10 protein-coding genes and 1 pseudogene are annotated in these 16,343 nt (G+C 66.1%); 6 read left to right on the plus strand and 5 right to left on the minus strand.

Going from position 1 to position 16,343, the window contains the following annotated elements:
* The 3 genes from HV786_RS22040 to HV786_RS22050 all read right to left on the minus strand — a co-directional run.
* The coding region (locus tag HV786_RS22040) for a biotin/lipoyl-containing protein (RefSeq protein WP_338076557.1) at positions 1 to 327 on the minus strand (327 nt) is incomplete at its 3' end.
* Positions 328 to 430: 103 nt separating this feature from the next.
* Entirely contained in the window at positions 431 to 3,298 is a 2,868-nt protein-coding gene (locus tag HV786_RS22045) for a 2-oxoglutarate dehydrogenase E1 component (RefSeq protein WP_128827711.1), read from the minus strand.
* Positions 3,299 to 3,625: 327 nt separating this feature from the next.
* Positions 3,626 to 4,096, minus strand: coding sequence for an Lrp/AsnC family transcriptional regulator (locus HV786_RS22050; protein ID WP_056322133.1), 471 nt, complete (start codon positions 4,094 to 4,096; stop codon positions 3,626 to 3,628).
* Positions 4,097 to 4,288: 192 nt separating this feature from the next.
* Here HV786_RS22050 and HV786_RS22055 point away from each other — a divergent pair, with 192 nt between their 5' ends.
* Positions 4,289 to 5,305: a 1-aminocyclopropane-1-carboxylate deaminase gene (locus HV786_RS22055; RefSeq protein ID WP_128827710.1), complete on the plus strand. Its 1,017-nt coding sequence runs from the start codon at positions 4,289 to 4,291 to the stop codon at positions 5,303 to 5,305.
* Between the two features lie 14 nt (positions 5,306 to 5,319).
* Here the strand turns inward: HV786_RS22055 and HV786_RS22060 are convergent, their stop codons facing one another.
* Positions 5,320 to 6,561 carry an MFS transporter gene (locus tag HV786_RS22060; RefSeq protein WP_128827709.1) on the minus strand — a complete coding sequence of 414 codons (1,242 nt, stop codon included), beginning with the start codon at positions 6,559 to 6,561 and terminating at the stop codon, positions 5,320 to 5,322.
* Between the two features lie 147 nt (positions 6,562 to 6,708).
* Here HV786_RS22060 and HV786_RS22065 point away from each other — a divergent pair, with 147 nt between their 5' ends.
* From HV786_RS22065 to HV786_RS22080, 4 genes and pseudogenes are all read left to right on the plus strand, one after another.
* Positions 6,709 to 7,617 (plus strand): LysR family transcriptional regulator, encoded by a 909-nt coding sequence (locus HV786_RS22065; RefSeq protein ID WP_128827708.1) that lies wholly within the window; start codon positions 6,709 to 6,711, stop codon positions 7,615 to 7,617.
* A 101-nt stretch (positions 7,618 to 7,718) separates the two neighbouring features.
* Entirely contained in the window at positions 7,719 to 8,663 is a 945-nt protein-coding gene (gene puuE / locus HV786_RS22070) for an allantoinase PuuE (RefSeq protein ID WP_128827707.1), read from the plus strand.
* A 77-nt stretch (positions 8,664 to 8,740) separates the two neighbouring features.
* Positions 8,741 to 9,985: pseudogene (locus HV786_RS22075) on the plus strand (hydantoinase/carbamoylase family amidase); the annotation flags it as partial.
* A gap of 4 nt (positions 9,986 to 9,989) precedes the next feature.
* Positions 9,990 to 11,216, plus strand: a complete 1,227-nt coding sequence (locus HV786_RS22080) for a M20 family metallopeptidase (protein ID WP_175211863.1) — start codon at positions 9,990 to 9,992, stop codon at positions 11,214 to 11,216.
* On the opposite strand, the gene HV786_RS22085 is transcribed toward HV786_RS22080, so the two are convergent.
* Positions 11,213 to 13,264: an OPT family oligopeptide transporter gene (locus HV786_RS22085; RefSeq protein WP_175211865.1), complete on the minus strand. Its 2,052-nt coding sequence runs from the start codon at positions 13,262 to 13,264 to the stop codon at positions 11,213 to 11,215. The two genes, HV786_RS22080 and HV786_RS22085, sit on opposite strands and share 4 nt — an antisense overlap.
* Positions 13,265 to 13,476: 212 nt before the next feature.
* On the opposite strand from HV786_RS22085, the gene mdeB reads away from it, so the two are divergent.
* A complete protein-coding gene (gene mdeB, locus HV786_RS22090) occupies positions 13,477 to 16,164 on the plus strand; it encodes an alpha-ketoglutarate dehydrogenase (protein WP_175211867.1) in 2,688 nt (895 codons plus the stop codon).
* The last annotated feature ends 179 nt before the right edge of the window (positions 16,165 to 16,343 follow it).

The raw sequence follows: 16,343 nt of genomic DNA on the forward strand, positions 1-16,343 counted from the left end.
GGCAGCGGCGGGCGCCGGCGCGGCGGCGGCTTGCTCAGCGGCCTTGGGCGCTTCGGCCGGTGCGGTGGCGGCGGCGGCGGCCTTGGCGGCGGTGTCGATGCGGGCCAGCACTTCGCCGGAGGTCACGGTGCTGCCATCGCCCTTGACGATTTCGGACAGCACGCCCGACGCGGGGGCCGGCACTTCCAGCACGACCTTGTCGGTTTCGACTTCGATCAGGATTTCGTCGGCTTCAACGGCAGCGCCCGGCTGCTTCTTCCAGGTCAGCAGGGTCGCTTCGGAAACGGATTCGGAAAGTTGGGGAACGACGACGTCGGTAATAGCCATTTTGTTTATTCCGTAGAGAGTGTGTTCTTGTCACGCGGCGCGGCAAGGTTCGAAACGGGGTTCCGGAACGCTTGCCGCCCGCGGCGCGTGCATCAAGTAAGGGTTACTTCGTCAACATGACCTTGAACTTGGGCGCGAAGGCCGTTTCGATCAGGGCCTTCTGCTGCTCCTGGTGCTTGGCCAGGTAGCCCACGGCCGGCGATGCCGACGCGGCACGGCCTGCGTAGCCAAGCTTCTGGCCCTCGACCATGTTCTCGTACACGTGATGCTGAACGTAGAACCAGGCGCCTTGGTTCTGGGGTTCGTCCTGCACCCAGATCACTTCGGTTGCCTTGGGGTACTTGCGCAGTTCGGCTTCGAACGACTTGTGCGCAAACGGATACAGCTGCTCGACGCGGATGATGGCGACGTTGTCGGCGCCACGCTCGCGGCGGGCGTTGACCAGGTCGTAGTACACCTTGCCCGAGCAAGCCAGCACGCGCTTGACCTTGCTGGCGTCGATGGCCTCGTCGACCTCGCCGATGACCGGGCGGAAGCTGCCGCCGGCCAGATCGGTCAGGGGCGAACCGGCGTCCTTGTTGCGCAGCAGCGACTTCGGCGTGAACAGCACCAGCGGCTTGCGGAACGGACGGATCATCTGGCGGCGCAGAACGTGGAAGATCTGCGAAGCCGACGTCGGCTGAACCACTTGCATGTTGTTGTCGGCGCACAGCTGCAGGAAGCGCTCGATGCGGCCCGACGAGTGCTCGGGACCCTGGCCTTCGTAGCCGTGCGGCAGCATCAGCGTCAGGCCCGACTGGCGGCCCCACTTGGCTTCGCCGGAGCTGATGAACTGGTCGATCACGACCTGGGCGCCGTTGACGAAGTCGCCGAACTGGCCTTCCCAGATGACCAGCGTGTTGGGTTCGGCGCTGGAGAAGCCGTATTCAAAGCCCAGCACCGCCTCTTCGGACAGCACGGAGTCGATGACGGTGAACGGCGCCTGGCCTTCCGAGACGTTCTGCAGCGGAATGTAGGTGCCGTCGTTCCAGCGTTCGCGGTTCTGGTCGTGCAGCACGGCGTGGCGGTGCGTGAACGTGCCGCGGCCCGAATCCTGGCCGGTGATGCGGATGGCGTAGCCCGAGGACACCAGGGTCGCGAAGGCGAGGTGTTCGCCCATGCCCCAGTCCAGGTTCATTTCGCCCTTGGCCATGGTGCGGCGGTCGTTCAGCAGCTTGGCGACCAGCGGGTGCACCGTGAAGCCTTCCGGCACGGTGGTGATGCGTTCGCCGATGCGCTTGAGTTCAGCCAGCGGCACGGCGGTGTCGGCCTGGTCGGTCCACTTGGCGCCCAGGAACGGCGACCAGTCGATGGCGTACTTGCTCTTGTAGTCGGTCAGCACCGGTTCGATGGTGCGCTGGCCGTCTTCCATGAGCTGGCGGTAGTCCTTGACCAGCTGATCGGCTTCGCCGTCGGCCAGCACGCCTTGCGTGGTCAGCTTGTCGGCGTACAGCTTGCGCGTGCCGGGGTGGTGGCCGATGCGCTTGTACATCAGGGGCTGCGTCAGCGACGGGGTGTCCTGCTCGTTGTGGCCCAGCTTGCGGAAGCAGACGATGTCCACGACGACGTCGTGGCGGAACTGCAGACGGTAGTCCAGCGCCAGCTTGGTGACGAACACCACGGCTTCGGGATCGTCGCCGTTGACGTGGAACACCGGGGCTTCGATCATCTTGACCACGTCGGTGCAATACAGCGTCGAACGCGAGTCACGCGGGTCGGACGTGGTGAAGCCGATCTGGTTGTTGATGACGATGTGCAGCGTGCCGCCCGTACCGTAGCCGCGCGTCTGCGCCAGGTTCAGGGTTTCCATCACGACGCCCTGGCCGGCAAAGGCCGCGTCGCCGTGCACCAGCACCGGCAGCACTTGCTTGCCTTCGGTATCGCCGCGGCGTTCCTGGCGGGCGCGTGCGCTGCCTTCGACGACGGGGTTGACGATTTCAAGGTGCGACGGGTTGAACGCCAGCGACAGGTGGACGGGGCCGCCGCGCGTGGACAGGTCGCTCGAGAAGCCGTTGTGGTACTTCACGTCGCCGTCGGTCAGACCTTCGGCGTGCTTGCCTTCGAACTCGGCGAACAGGTCGCCGGGCATCTTGCCCATGATGTTCACGAGCAGGTTCAGGCGGCCGCGGTGGGCCATGCCGACCACGATTTCCTGGACGCCGTTTTCACCGGCGTGGTTGACCACTTCGTCCATCGAGGCGATGAAGCTTTCGCCGCCTTCCAGCGAGAAGCGCTTCTGGCCGACGTACTTGGTGTGCAGGAAGCGTTCCAGGCCTTCGGACTCGGTGAGCTGCTGAAGGATGTGGCGCTTTTCTTCCGCGGTGTACGTGGGCGCGCCCAGCGTGGTTTCCAGGCGTTCCTGGATCCAGCGCTTGGCGGCGGGGTCGGAGATGTGGGTGAATTCTGCACCGATGCTGCGGCAGTAGGTGTCGCGCAGCGCCTTCAGGATGTCGCGCAGCGTCATCGTGCTGGCGGTCGTGAAGTAGGTGTTGGTGGCCGAGTACGTCTGGTCCAGATCGGCTTCGGTCAGGCCGTAGAAGGCGGGATCGAGCTCGGGGATCGGCGGACGTTCCTGGCGCTTGAGCGGATCGAGGTCGGCCCAGCGCGAACCCAGCGAACGGTAGGCGGCAATCAGCGATTGCACCGAAACCTGCTTGCTGGCCACGCTCAGGTCGGGTTCGGCGGCGCGTTGCACGAAGGCATTGGCCTTGGCGCGCTGGGCGAACGATTCGACGATGGGAGCGTGGGCCTGGTCGCGAGTGGATTCCTGGCCGTCGGTTGCGGGAGCGTGCTGCAATTGGTCGAAATATTCGCGCCAGTTGTCAGGTACCGAACCGGGGTTATCGAGGTAGGCTTCGTAAAGCTCCTCGACATACGGGGCATTACCCCCAAAGAGGTAAGACGTGGATAGAGATTCTATTTCCGAAGACATATCGCTTCACCTTTACGAGTGCTTCACTCGAGACGATGCAGGAAAACCTTCCGCGACACGGGCTTCCCGTTAAGCGGATAGCAGGGGCAGAAGGCGCGTACAAGCCTTGAAAGCCTATGGTCGAGAAGTATAACCCTTTGAGTTTACGGGCGTCTTCCCGCATTTCCGTGACGCGAAAGCCCTTTCGGAATGCCGTCATGCAGCAACGGAATGTCCGTCCAACCCCTTCCAATGCGCCGTCTACGCGCCACCAAAATCGGTCAATGCAAAATGCCGCAGCGCGTCATTTTGAATAGCAGAAAAGGCAAGTGTTGCATTTACGCCGCGTCAAACAGGCAGCGCAGTGGTCGACATGATCTCTTTCAAGACGAAAAAGGTGCGAATTTGGCGTACGCCGGGCAGCTTGATGATCTCGCCCGCATGCAGCTTGTTGAACCGTTCCAGATCGCGGATGCGCAGCATCAGGAAGTAGTCGAATTCGCCCGCAACGAGGTGGCATTCCAGGCATCCGCTGATGCTCTTGGCCGCCTCCTCGAAGTCGGTGAACGAGTCGGGTGTGGATCGGTCCAGCACCACGCCCACGATGACGAGCGTGGCCATGTCCACGTCGGCCGGTTCCAGCAGCGCGACCGTTTTGCGGATGATGCCTTCGCTTTTGAGCCGCTCGACGCGCCGCAGACACGCGGCCGGACTGAGATGCACGCGTGCGCTCAGGTCCAGATTGGTGATCTGCGCGTCGTCCTGAAGAATGCGCAGGATCTGACGGTCGATGCGGTCCAGCGTGAACACGGCGGTCATTTAATACGTCCCTGAAAATTAAATTTGGTCGCGGGTTTTAATTTGGAAATATTAAATCCCTAAATGCCAATAAACGAAGTTTCGATTTGGCGGATTGAAAAAATACGCAATTGACCCCTCAAGCCCATGATTTCTATGATTTTTGCGAACCCTGCCAAAAAGCGCAGGCCGCCCGAATCATCAGGAGCCACCATGGATCTGCAACGCTTTCCCCGACATCGCCTGACCTTCGGCGATACCCCGATCGAAAAGCTGGACCGCCTTTCACAGCATCTGGGCGGCGAGGTCGAGATCTACGCCAAGCGCGAGGACTGCAACAGCGGCCTGGCGTTCGGCGGCAACAAGCTGCGCAAGCTTGAATACCTGATCCCGCAGGCGCTGGAACAAGGTTGCGACACGCTCGTCACCATCGGCGGCATCCAGTCCAATCACACGCGCATGGTCGCGGCGGTGGCCGCCAAGCTGGGATTGGCCTGCGTGCTGGTGCAGGAAAACTGGGTGGATTATTCGGATGCGGTCTACGACCGCGTCGGCAACATCATGATGAGCCGCCTCATGGGCGCGGACGTGCGGCTGGTCGACCAGGGTTTCGACATCGGCTTTCGCCGCAGCTGGGAAGAGGCGCTTGAAGAAGTGAAACGCCGCGGCGGCAAGCCCTATGCGATTCCCGCGGGCGCGTCCGACCATGAACTGGGCGGGCTGGGCTACGTGGGCTTTGCCGAAGAGGTGCGCCGCCAGGAAGCCGATCTGGGATTCAAGTTCGACTACATCGTCGTCTGCGCGGTCACGGGCAGCACGCAGGCCGGCATGGTCGTGGGCTTTGCCGCCGACGGCCGCGCCGACCGCGTCATCGGCATCGACGCATCCGCCACGCCGGAGCAGACGCGCGCCCAAGTCCTGCGCATCGCGCGGCGCACCGCCGACCTCGTCGGACTGGACAGACCCATCGAAGACAAGGACGTGGTGCTAGACACGCGTTACGCTTATCCCGCGTATGGCCTGCCGTCAGCCGAAACCAACGATGCCATCCGTACGTGCGCCCGCCTGGAAGGCATGATGACCGACCCCGTGTACGAAGGGAAATCCATGCAGGGGATGATGGACATCATCCGCAAAGGCGAAATTCCCGCCGGTTCGAAGGTCCTGTATGCGCACCTGGGAGGGGTGCCGGCGATCAACGCCTACAGCTTTCTCTACCGCAACGGATAGCGGCGGCTTCGGCGTCATGGGGTGGCCTTGCGGGGACTTGCGGTGACATTGCCGCCCTGCCCTTGCGCCAAGGGAAACCCATGGCGGCGCGCCGCTGCCGCCACGATCAGCGTCGCCGCCAGCAACAGCAACAGCGCGGGCGCAAAGGCGGCAACGCCCGCGCCTTCCAGCAAAATGCCGCCAATGACGCCGCCGCCCGCGATCGCCAGGTTCCAGGCCGTGACCAGCATCGATTGCGCCACATCGGCCGACTCGCCCGCTGTCTTGGCCAGCGCGGTCTGCAACAGCGTCGGCGCGCCGCCGAACGCCAGTCCCCATGCCGCCACCGCCGTGGTCACCACGGCCGGATCATTGCCGCTGATGCCCAGGACCAGCGCCGACAGCGCAAACAGCACCGTGCTGGCCAGCGTCATGACGCGCAGATGGCTGTCGATCAGAACGCCGATGATCCAGAGCCCCCCGAGCGATGACAGCCCGAACACCAGCAGCATCATGTCCGTGCGGTCGCCCATGCCGCGCGCCGCCAGGAACGGCGCAATGTAGGTATAGAGAATGTTGTGCGCCAGGACGAACGAGAACACCACGAACAGCACCGCGCGCACGCCCGGCAGGGTGAAGACGTGGCGCAGCGGCGCGCGCTTGCCCACGGTCTGCCCCGCAAAGTCCGGCACCTGGATGCGCACCCACGCCATCAGGATCAGCGCCAGCGCGCTCATGATGCCGAAACACCAGCGCCACCCCACGAGGTTGCCCAGAAAGGTCCCTGCCGGCACGCCAAGCGACAACGCCAGCGGCGTGCCCACCATCGCAATGGCGATCGCCCGCCCCTTCTGGCGCTCGGGCACCATGCGCGCCGCGTAGCCCGCGGCCAGCGCCCACAGCAGCCCGGCGGACACGCCCGCAACAAAACGCGCCGCCATCGTCAGCACGTAGCTGGCGGACACCGTCGTGACGGTGTTGGCGATGACAAAGCCGGCAATCGCGGCCAGCAGCAACGGGCGGCGTCTCACGCCTTGCGTCGCGGCAGTCAACGGTATCGCCGCCACCAGCGAACCGATCGCGTAAATCGTCACCAGCTGTCCGGCCATCGCTTCGGAAATAGTCAGCCCCGCGCTGATCTGCGGCAGCAGCCCGGCCGGCAGGGCTTCCGTCAGGATCGTGACGAAACCGGCCAGCGCCAGCGCCAGCAGTACTGCAATGGGAAGACGCGACTCGCGCGCAACGGGGCCGGGGGCCGTCACCTGAAAACCTGCCATGTTCTGCCTTTTGATTGGCCGGCAGCGGGCGGATAAGCCCGACCCCGGCGCGTGTTGTGTGAAGGCAGCCATGTTGGCGGCAGGCGCGGCCCGGGACAATAATGCCGATGTTCAAAACATATCGGACAAATTGTCCTGAATCGCATCATGGTCGAATCGCTCAGCGCCATTGCTGCCTTCGTGCAGGCCGCGGAAACGCGCAGTTATTCCGAGGCCGCCCGCAACCTCGGCGTGTCCGCCTCGGCCGTGGGCAAGAGCGTTTGCCGGCTGGAAACGCGCCTTGGCGTGCGCCTGCTCCACCGCAGCACACGCAGCATCACCTTGACGGCCGAAGGCGCCGTTTTTCTTGAACGCTGCCGCCGCATCCTGTGCGAACTCGAGTCGGCCGAACTGGAACTGTCCGAAACCCGTCGGGCGCCCCAAGGGCGGCTGCGCATCAGCCTGCCGCTGGTCGGGATGCTGGTCATGCCCGCGCTGACCGCGTTCATGCACCGCTACCCGGCCATCGAACTGGACGTGGATTTCTCGGATCGTCTGGTGGATGTCATCAACGAAGGTTTCGACATCGTGATGCGCACGGGCGAGCCGACGGATTCGCGGCTGGTGTCGCGCCCGGTGGGCAACTACCGGCTGCTGCTTGTCGCGGCGCCGGACTATCTGGCCCGCCGCGGCACGCCCGGCGCCCCCGCCGACCTGAGTCATCACGCGTGCCTGCAGCACCGGTTTCCCAGCACGGGAAAACTGGAGCCCTGGCCGCTCGCGCACGACGACGCAACGCCGGCGTGGACACTGCCCGTGTCGATGGTGTGCAACACATCCGCGGCCCTGCTGGATGTGGCGGTGGCGGGTCTAGGCATCGCGTGCCTGCCCGATTTCCTGGTGCGGCCCGCCATGCAGCGCGGCGAACTGGTTTCCGTGCTGGACCGCCATGTCGAGCATCATGGCACGTTCCGGCTGCTGTGGGCGTCCAGCAAACATCTGGCGCCCAAATTGCGCGTCTTCATCGATTTCATGAGCGCGGAATTGTTCAAGGAAGACAACGCTGTGGCAGTCTGACCGCGCCGATCCGGGGCGTAGGGCATACGCTGATGGCCTGCGGCTGGTATTTGATGTACATACTTTGTATACACAATCCACACCATGCCTCTGCCCTGCCAATGTCTTCCTACGACGCTACCGCTCCCTACCCTCGCGACCTGGTCGGCTACGGCCGCAATCCGCCTCACGCGCAATGGCCAGGCAACGCGCGGATTGCGGTGCAGTTCGTCCTGAATTACGAGGAAGGCGGCGAAAACAGCGTGCTGCATGGCGACGCCGGCTCCGAGCAATTCCTGTCCGAAATGTTCAGCCCCGCCAGCTATCCGGACCGGCATCTCAGCATGGAAGGCATCTATGAATACGGCTCGCGGGCGGGCGTGTGGCGCATCCTGCGGGAATTTGAAAAGCGCCAGTTGCCGCTGACGGTGTTCGGCGTCGGCATGGCGCTGCAACGCCATCCGGACCTGACCGCGGCGTTCGTGGAACTGGGTCATGAAATTGCCTGCCACGGGTGGCGCTGGATCCACTACCAGAACGTGGATGAAGCCACCGAGCGCGAGCACATGCGCCTGGCCATCGACGCCATCACCACGCTGACCGGCACGCGGCCGCTGGGCTGGTACACGGGCCGCGACAGCCCCCGCACCCGCACGCTGGTCGCCGACGACGGCGGATTCGAGTATGACAGCGATTATTACGGCGACGACCTGCCCTTCTGGATGCAGGTGCGCAAATCGGATGGCGCCACGGCGCCGCAGCTCATCGTGCCCTACACGCTGGACTGCAACGACATGCGCTTCGCGCTGCCGCAGGGCTTTTCCCACGCCGATCCCTTTTTCCAGTACCTGAAGGACAGCTTCGACGCGTTGTATGCCGAAGGCGACGAAGCGCCCAAGATGCTCAGCATCGGCATGCACTGCCGCCTCCTGGGCCGGCCCGGCCGCATCGTTGCCCTGCAGCGTTTCCTGGATCACATCGCGCGCCACGATCGCGTCTGGGTGTGCCGCCGGCTGGACATCGCGCGACACTGGAAATCCACCCACCCCTACATCTCCGACCGTTGAACAGGACGACCATGACCAACAATCTGAACGAGCCGAACGTCGAGCCGCGCCCGCACAGCCGCCACGGCGACACGGGCATGGGCAGCGACATCTGGGACTGGCACGAGGCGCTCAGCGTCTACAGCGATCCGGGCTACGCCGAAAAAGGCCAGCTCACGGTCACCTACCTGACCGACGCGCACCGCGCCTGCGCCGCGCGCATCTCGCAATGGATGCGCGACTGCGGCTTTGACGAGGTCGGCATCGACGCCGTCGGCAATGTGGTGGGACGCTATCGCGCCGCCCAGCCCGGCGCGCCGGTCCTCATGACCGGCAGCCACTTCGACACGGTGCGCAACGCCGGCAAATACGACGGCAGGCTTGGCATCTTCGTGCCCATGGCCTGCGTGCGCGCGCTGCATCGCGAGAACCGGCGGCTGCCCTTCGACGTGGAGGTGATCGCCTTCGCCGAGGAAGAAGGCCAGCGCTACCGGGCCACGTTCCTGGGCTCGGGCGCGTTGATTGGCAGCTTCAATCCCGACTGGCTGGCGCAGAAGGATGCCGACGGCATCACCATGCGCGAGGCCATGACGCACGCGGGCCTGGACATCGATGGGATTGCCGGCCTGCGGCGCGATCCGGCCAATTACCTGGGCTTTGTCGAGGTGCACATCGAGCAGGGTCCGGTCCTGTATGAAATGGGGCTGCCGCTTGGCGTCGTCACGTCCATCAACGGCTGCGTGCGCCATCAGGTGCAGATCCTGGGTCTGGCCAGCCATGCCGGCACCACGCCCATGAACCGGCGGCGCGACGCGGCCGTGGCGGCCGCCGAGCTGGCGCTCTATGTTGAACGCCGCGCCGCCCGCGATGGCGATTCGGTCGGCACGGTAGGCATGTTCGAGGTGCCCAGCGGATCGATCAACGTCGTGCCGGGCGAGTGCCGCTTCAGCCTGGACCTGCGCGCCCCCAGCGATGCGCAGCGCGACGCGCTGGTCGATGACGTGCTGGCCGAGCTGGCCGCCATCTGCGCGCGGCGCGGTCTGCGCTATTCGATTGAAGAAACCATGCGCGCCGCCGCCGCACCCAGCGATCCGCGCTGGCAGCAGCGCTGGGAGCGCGCGGTCGACGCGCTGGGCGTCCCCGTGCACCGCATGCCCAGCGGCGCAGGCCACGACGCCATGAAGCTGCACGAGATCATGCCGCAGGCGATGCTCTTCGTGCGCGGCCAGAACAACGGCATCAGCCACAACCCCCGCGAATCCACCACCAGCGACGATATCGAACTTGCCGCGCAAGCCATGCTGGGCTTGCTCGACGCGCTGGCCAACGAAACCTCGACATAACGCCATGACCGATTACGCCCGACTCGACGCCTGGGTGGACGCCCATTTCGACGAAGAAGTCCGCTTCCTGCAAGCACTGGTGCGCGTGCCCACCGACACGCCGCCCGGCAACAACGCCCCGCACGCCGAGCGCACCGCGCAGCTGCTGCAGGATTTTGGCCTGCACGCCGAAGCGCACCCCGTGCCGGCCCAGGCCGTCGCGGACTACGGCATGCAGTCCATCACCAACCTCATCGTGCGCCGCGAATACGGCGGCGCAGGCCCGCGCATCGCGCTCAACGCGCACGGCGATGTGGTGCCCCCCGGCGACGGCTGGAAGCACGATCCCTACGGCGCCGAGATCGAGGACGGCTGCCTGTACGGCCGCGCCGCAGCCGTCAGCAAGAGCGACTTCGCCAGCTTCACGTTTGCGCTGCGGGCGCTGGAAGCCGTCGCCATGCCGTCGCGCGGCGCGGTGGAGCTGCACTTTACGTATGACGAGGAATTCGGCGGTCTGCTGGGTCCGGGCTGGCTCCTGGAGCAGGGATTGACCCGCCCCGACCTCATGATCGCGGCCGGCTTCAGCTATGAAGTCGTCACCGCGCACAACGGCTGCCTGCAGATGGAAGTGACGGTGCACGGCAAGATGGCCCACGCCGCCATCCCAAGCAGCGGCGTAGACGCCTTGCAAGGCGCCGTCGCGATTCTGAATGCGCTGTATGCGCAGAACGCGCTTTACCGGGCGATCACGTCGCAGGTCCCGGGCATTTCGCATCCGTACCTGAACGTGGGGCGGATCGAAGGCGGCACCAACACGAACGTGGTGCCCGGCAAGGTCAGCTTCAAGCTGGACCGCCGCATGATCCCCGAAGAAAACGCCGCAGAGGTCGAGGCCGACATCCGGCGCATCATCGAAGAAGCCGCGGCTTCATGTGCTGGTGTCCGTGTCGAGATCAAGCGGCTGCTGCTGGCCAATTCGATGCGCCCGCTCGCCGGCGCGCAGCCGCTGGTGCAGGCCATCCAGCAACATGGCGAGGCCGTGTTCGGCGAACCCATCCCCGCGATGGGCACGCCGCTGTATACCGACGTGCGCCTGTACGCCGAAGCCGGCATCCCCGGCGTGATCTACGGCGCGGGCCCGCGCACGGTGCTGGAATCGCACGCCAAGCGCAACGACGAACGCATCAATCTGGAAGACCTGCGCCGCGCCACGAAAGTCATCGCCCGCACGCTGGCGGATTTGCTGCACTAAGCCAGCCGCATCACCCGGCGCCAGAACAGCACGGCCACCAGCACGAAGACGGCCAACCCGAGGTAGGACGCCATGCCGGCGAACGCCTCGCCTGCGATCGCCAGCGGCGCCTCGGAGCCCGTGCCGCCGATGATGGCCGCCATCAGCACCCCCACCAGGCTCTCGCCCACGATCAGGCCCGAGGCGATCAGCACGCCGCGGCGGTTGGCCGCCTCGGCAAAGCGGTCGTAGGGCTGGTTGGCGGCGGCGGCGCGGCGGCGCAGGGCGCGCTCAAGCAGCCAGGCCAGCAGCGCGCCCGCCACGATGGGCGCGGCGACGGTCGGCGGCAGGTAGATGCCTATGCCGACCGCCAGCACGGGAATGCGCGCCACCTTGCAGGTGCGCTTCATGATCTCGTCCACCACGATCAGCCCCACGCCCACCGCCATGCCGATCAGGATCATCGTCCAGTTCAACTGGTGGGTGAAGATGCCGCGCGTGATCGCCAGCATCAGCGTGGCCTGCGGCGCGGACAGCGCCTGCGAGGCGTCCATGCCCTCTCGCGGCATCGCGTCCGCAAACCCGTAAGCGTTGTACAGCAGCTCCAGCACCGGCGAAATCACCGCCGCGCCGACGACGCAGCCGATCAGCAGCGCGACCTGCTGACGCCACGGGGTGGCCCCCACCAGCCAGCCGGTCTTCAGGTCCTGCAGGTTGTCATTCGAAATCGACGCCACCGCCACCACGGCCGAGGTGCTGAAGATCGCCAGGGCAATCGCCATCTGCACGCCGTTTTCCAGCGCCATCAGCTCGCCGCCCACGCCCAGCATCAGCACGGAAACCAGGACGATGGCGACGATGCCCACGCCGGAGATCGGGCTGGTCGACGACCCCACCAGGCCGGCCATGTAGCCGCAAGCCGCGGCCACCAGGAAACCGAACACGAAGGCAAAGAGGACCGCGTAGGCGACCAGCTTCCAGATGGCGCCGGCCGACAGCGGCGTGCCCGACAGGAACACCTGGAACGTGAAGACCAGGATCGCCACCAGCACCAGCGTCACGGCCGAGATCCAGCCTGCCGACAGGTCGCGTTCGGTGCGCGGCGCGGCGCCCGCTCGGGCCGCCCCCTCCTTGGTCAGGGCCGAAAACGAGGCGTTCACGCCGCGCGCCATCGGCACGAACAGCGTCGCCAGCGTCCAGATCGCGCCCACGCCGATCACGCCCGCGCCAATGAAGCGCACCTGCGAGGACCACAGGCCCGTGGCATAGGACGCCAGCGTCGCGCCCGCGGGCATGTCGCCCATGGCGGTCAGGATGGGCACCGCGATGCCCCAGGCAATGACCAGCCCGGTCAACATCGCCAGCCCGGCGACGATGCCGATCAGGTAGCCCGCGCCCAACAGCGCCAGCGAAAAGCCCATCGGCAGCCTGAACACGGCGCCGCCCAATGCAAACCAGCCGCTGACGCTGTCGCCCAGCACGCGCAGCCCGCTGGCGGCAAAACTGACCACGGCCGCCGCGACGCCCCCGGCGACGATGTCGCCCATGCCGGTGGCGGCGGGTTTGGCCGACGCGTGCGCGGCGGTCTGCGGCGCGTCCTGCGCGCGCTCGGCGCTGCCCACCCGCAGAATTTCCGCCGCCGCCACGCCTTCCGGATACGGCAGGTTGCTCTGCACCACCATCACGTGGCGCAGCGGAATCGTGAACATCACGCCCAGCATGCCGCCGGCCGCGCAGATGCCCAGCGTCTGCCAGAACGGGAACCCCTGCCAGTGGCCCATCATGACCAGCGCCGGCAGGATGAAGATGATGGACGACAGCGTGCCGGCCGCCGAGGCCTGCGTCTGCACCATGTTGTTTTCAAGGATGTTGGCGTCCTTGAACATGCGAAGGACCGACATCGAGATCACTGCCGCCGGAATGGCCGACGAGAACGTCAGGCCCACTTTGAGCCCCAGGAACACGTTCGAGGCGGTGAAGATGACGGTGATCAGCGCGCCGAGCAGGACGCCCCGGACGGTCAGCTCGGGCAGCGTGACCTCCGGCGGAACGCGGATGGGCTGGGTCATGGGTTTCTCCCTATTGATAGCCGCGCATTCTAGCGCCAGACCGTCCACCCCGTGGTCACCAGCGGTAAACGCGATCGTGCAGTGGAACCTGCCGTGCCGCATGAGCCTGACGAAAGATTATGCTGAAAGCGCCGGATTCCCCCGGGGAATTTGATGACTCATGCCTCGGGCATGGGTCTAGCATGAGCAGTAAAAACAGGAGACGACTTACCATGCTCGACCCTCGCCAGCCCCTATCCGGATCGGCCCTCCAGGACGACGCCGACCCCGCCGAAACCGCCGAATGGCGCGAAGCGTTGCAGTCCCTGCTGCAGGCCGACGGGGCCGAGCGCGCGGGCTACGTGCTGGACAGCGTCCTGGGCCACGCCGCCTCGCTCGGGCTGCGAGCCAACAGCCAGACCCGCACCGCCTACCTGAACACCATTCCCGCCGACCAGGAACCGCCCTTCCCCGGCAACCTCGCCGTCGAAGAGCGCATCGCCCGCATCAACCGCTGGAACGCGCTGGCGATGGTGGTGCGCGCCAATCAGGCGCATGGCGAGCTGGGCGGCCACATCGCCAGCTACGCGTCGGCCGCCGACCTGTTCGAAGTCGGCTTCAACCATTTCTTTCGCGCCCGCACGGACGGCAGCCCGGGCGACATCGTCTACATGCAGCCGCACTCGGCGCCCGGCGTCTACGCGCGCGCCTTCCTCGAAGGCTTTCTGGGCGAAGACGACCTGGCGCATTTCCGCCAGGAAATCACCGCAACCACGCGCGGCTTGCGCGGCCTGTCCTCGTACCCCCATCCGTGGCTGATGCCGGACTTCTGGCAGTTCCCCACCGGCTCGATGGGCATCGGCCCCATCAACGCCATCTACCAGGCGCGCTTCATGCGCTATCTGGAACATCGCTCGCTGGTGCCCGGCGCCGACCGCAAGGTGTGGGGCATCTTTGGCGACGGCGAAATGGACGAGCCCGAATCCATCGCGGCGCTCACGCTGGCCGCGCGCGAAAAGCTCGACAACCTGATCTTCGTCGTCAACTGCAACCTGCAGCGCCTGGACGGCCCGGTGCGCGGCAACGGCCGCATCATCGACGAACTCGAAACCCTGTATGCCGGCGCGGGCTGGAACGTCATCAAGCTCGTCTGGGGCAGCGACTGGGACGCGCTGCTGCGCCGGGACACCGGCGGCGCGCTGGCCCGCGCCTTCGCCAACACCGTGGACGGCCAGTTCCAGACCTTCGCGGCCAACGATGGCGCATTCAACCGCGCCCACTTCTTCAACCAGAATCCCGAGCTGGCGGCGCTGGTGGCCGACTGGTCCGACGAGGCCATCGACCGCCTGCACCGGGGCGGCCATGACATGGTGAAGATCCATGCCGCCTACCATCGCGCCGCGAACCATCGCGGCCAGCCCACCGTCATCCTCGCGCAGACCAAGAAGGGGTTTGGCATGGGGACGGCCGGCCAGGGCAAGATGACCACCCACCAGCAAAAGAAGCTGGACGACGAAGCGCTGCTCGCGTTCCGCGACCGCTTCGCGCTGCCGATTTCCGACGCCGACTGCCTGGCGCTCAAGTTCTACCGCCCCGCCGACGACAGCGCCGAAATGCGGCACCTGCAGGCGCGCCGCGCCGCGTTGGGCGGCTATATCCCGCGCCGAAACGCCGAGGCCCCGCGGCTCGCGCCCCCGGACGCCGACCAATGGGCGCGCTTTGCGCTGGCGGCCGACGGCAAGGAGATGTCGTCCACGATGGCCATCGTGCGCATGCTGACCGCGCTGCTCAAGGACGCCACCGTGGGCCCGCGCATCGTGCCCATCGTCGCGGACGAGGCGCGCACCTTCGGCATGGCCAACCTGTTCCGGCAGATCGGCATCTATTCCGCGCAGGGCCAGCTCTATGAGCCCGAGGACATCGGCTCGGTGTTGTACTACCGCGAGGCACGCGATGGCCAGATCCTCGAAGAAGGCATCACCGAGGCCGGCGCCATCTCGTCCTGGACGGCGGCCGGCACCAGTTACTCGGTCAACGGCCTGCCGATGCTGCCGTTCTATATCTATTACTCGATGTTCGGATTCCAGCGCATCGGGGACCTGATCTGGGCCGCCGCCGACCAGCGCGCCCGGGGCTTTCTGATCGGCGCCACGTCGGGCCGCACGACGCTGGGCGGCGAAGGCCTGCAGCACCAGGACGGCTCCAGCCACATCATGGCCGCCACCGTGCCCAATTGCCGCGCCTATGACCCGGCCTACGCCTTTGAGGTCGCCGTCATCGTCGAACATGGCATGCGGCGCATGCTGGACGAGCAACGCGATGAATTCTTCTACCTGACCGTCACGAACGAGAACCTGGCGCAGCCCGACATGCCCCAGGATCCCGCGACGCGCGAAGGCATCCTGCGCGGCCTGTACCGGCTGCGGCCCGCACGCGGCAAGGCGCAGGTCCGCCTGCTCGGCGCCGGCCCCATGCTGCGCGAAGCCGAGCTGGCTGCCGCGCGCCTGCAGGACGAATTCGGCGTGGATGCGGAAGTCTGGAGCGTGACCAGCTTTTCGGAGCTGGCCCGCAGCGGCCGCCAGGCCGAGCGCGCGCGCGTGCTGGGCCTGGAAGCACCGCAGGACCAGGACTGGGTGCACACCTGCCTGGCCGGCAGCGACGCGCCGGTGATCGCGGCCAGCGACTACGTGCGCGCCGTGCCCGAACAGATCCGCGCCTACGTAAAAGCGCCCTACCGCACTTTGGGCACGGACGGTTTCGGGCGCAGCGACACGCGGGCGCGGTTGCGCGATTTCTTCGAGGTCGGCGCCGACTGGATCGTGCTGCATGCGCTGGACAGCCTGGACAGGCAGGACGATGCGCGCGCCATGCGCCGCGCCCTGAACGCCGGCAGCCGCCAGGCGCCGCCGTGGGAAATCTAGGGGCTCATCCATTGCGCCTCGCCCATCGGGGCGGCGCTGCGCACGCGTTTGCTTGATCAAAAGCGAACGCTCGCTGCAGTGCAGCAACCAAGCACCCGCGCTTTCTGGTGAAATACGGGTGTTCCCTAAGCATTTCGCAATGAATACGGCGGGCCGCGAGCCCGCCTTTTGCATCCCTG

Origin of the sequence: Achromobacter mucicolens (genome assembly GCF_902859725.1) — a bacterium.
Classification (GTDB): Bacteria; Pseudomonadota; Gammaproteobacteria; order Burkholderiales; family Burkholderiaceae_B; genus Achromobacter; species Achromobacter mucicolens.

Bases quoted from the DNA above. Each gene is read 5' to 3' on its own strand.
- HV786_RS22045 (WP_128827711.1), bottom strand. From the start codon at position 3,298: ATGTCTTCGGAAATAGAATCTCTATCCACGTCTTACCTCTTTGGGGGT.
- HV786_RS22050 (WP_056322133.1), bottom strand. From the start codon at position 4,096: ATGACCGCCGTGTTCACGCTGGACCGCATCGACCGTCAGATCCTGCGC.
- HV786_RS22055 (WP_128827710.1), top strand. From the start codon at position 4,289: ATGGATCTGCAACGCTTTCCCCGACATCGCCTGACCTTCGGCGATACC.
- HV786_RS22060 (WP_128827709.1), bottom strand. From the start codon at position 6,561: ATGGCAGGTTTTCAGGTGACGGCCCCCGGCCCCGTTGCGCGCGAGTCG.
- HV786_RS22065 (WP_128827708.1), top strand. From the start codon at position 6,709: ATGGTCGAATCGCTCAGCGCCATTGCTGCCTTCGTGCAGGCCGCGGAA.
- puuE (WP_128827707.1), top strand. From the start codon at position 7,719: ATGTCTTCCTACGACGCTACCGCTCCCTACCCTCGCGACCTGGTCGGC.
- HV786_RS22080 (WP_175211863.1), top strand. From the start codon at position 9,990: ATGACCGATTACGCCCGACTCGACGCCTGGGTGGACGCCCATTTCGAC.
- HV786_RS22085 (WP_175211865.1), bottom strand. From the start codon at position 13,264: ATGACCCAGCCCATCCGCGTTCCGCCGGAGGTCACGCTGCCCGAGCTG.
- mdeB (WP_175211867.1), top strand. From the start codon at position 13,477: ATGCTCGACCCTCGCCAGCCCCTATCCGGATCGGCCCTCCAGGACGAC.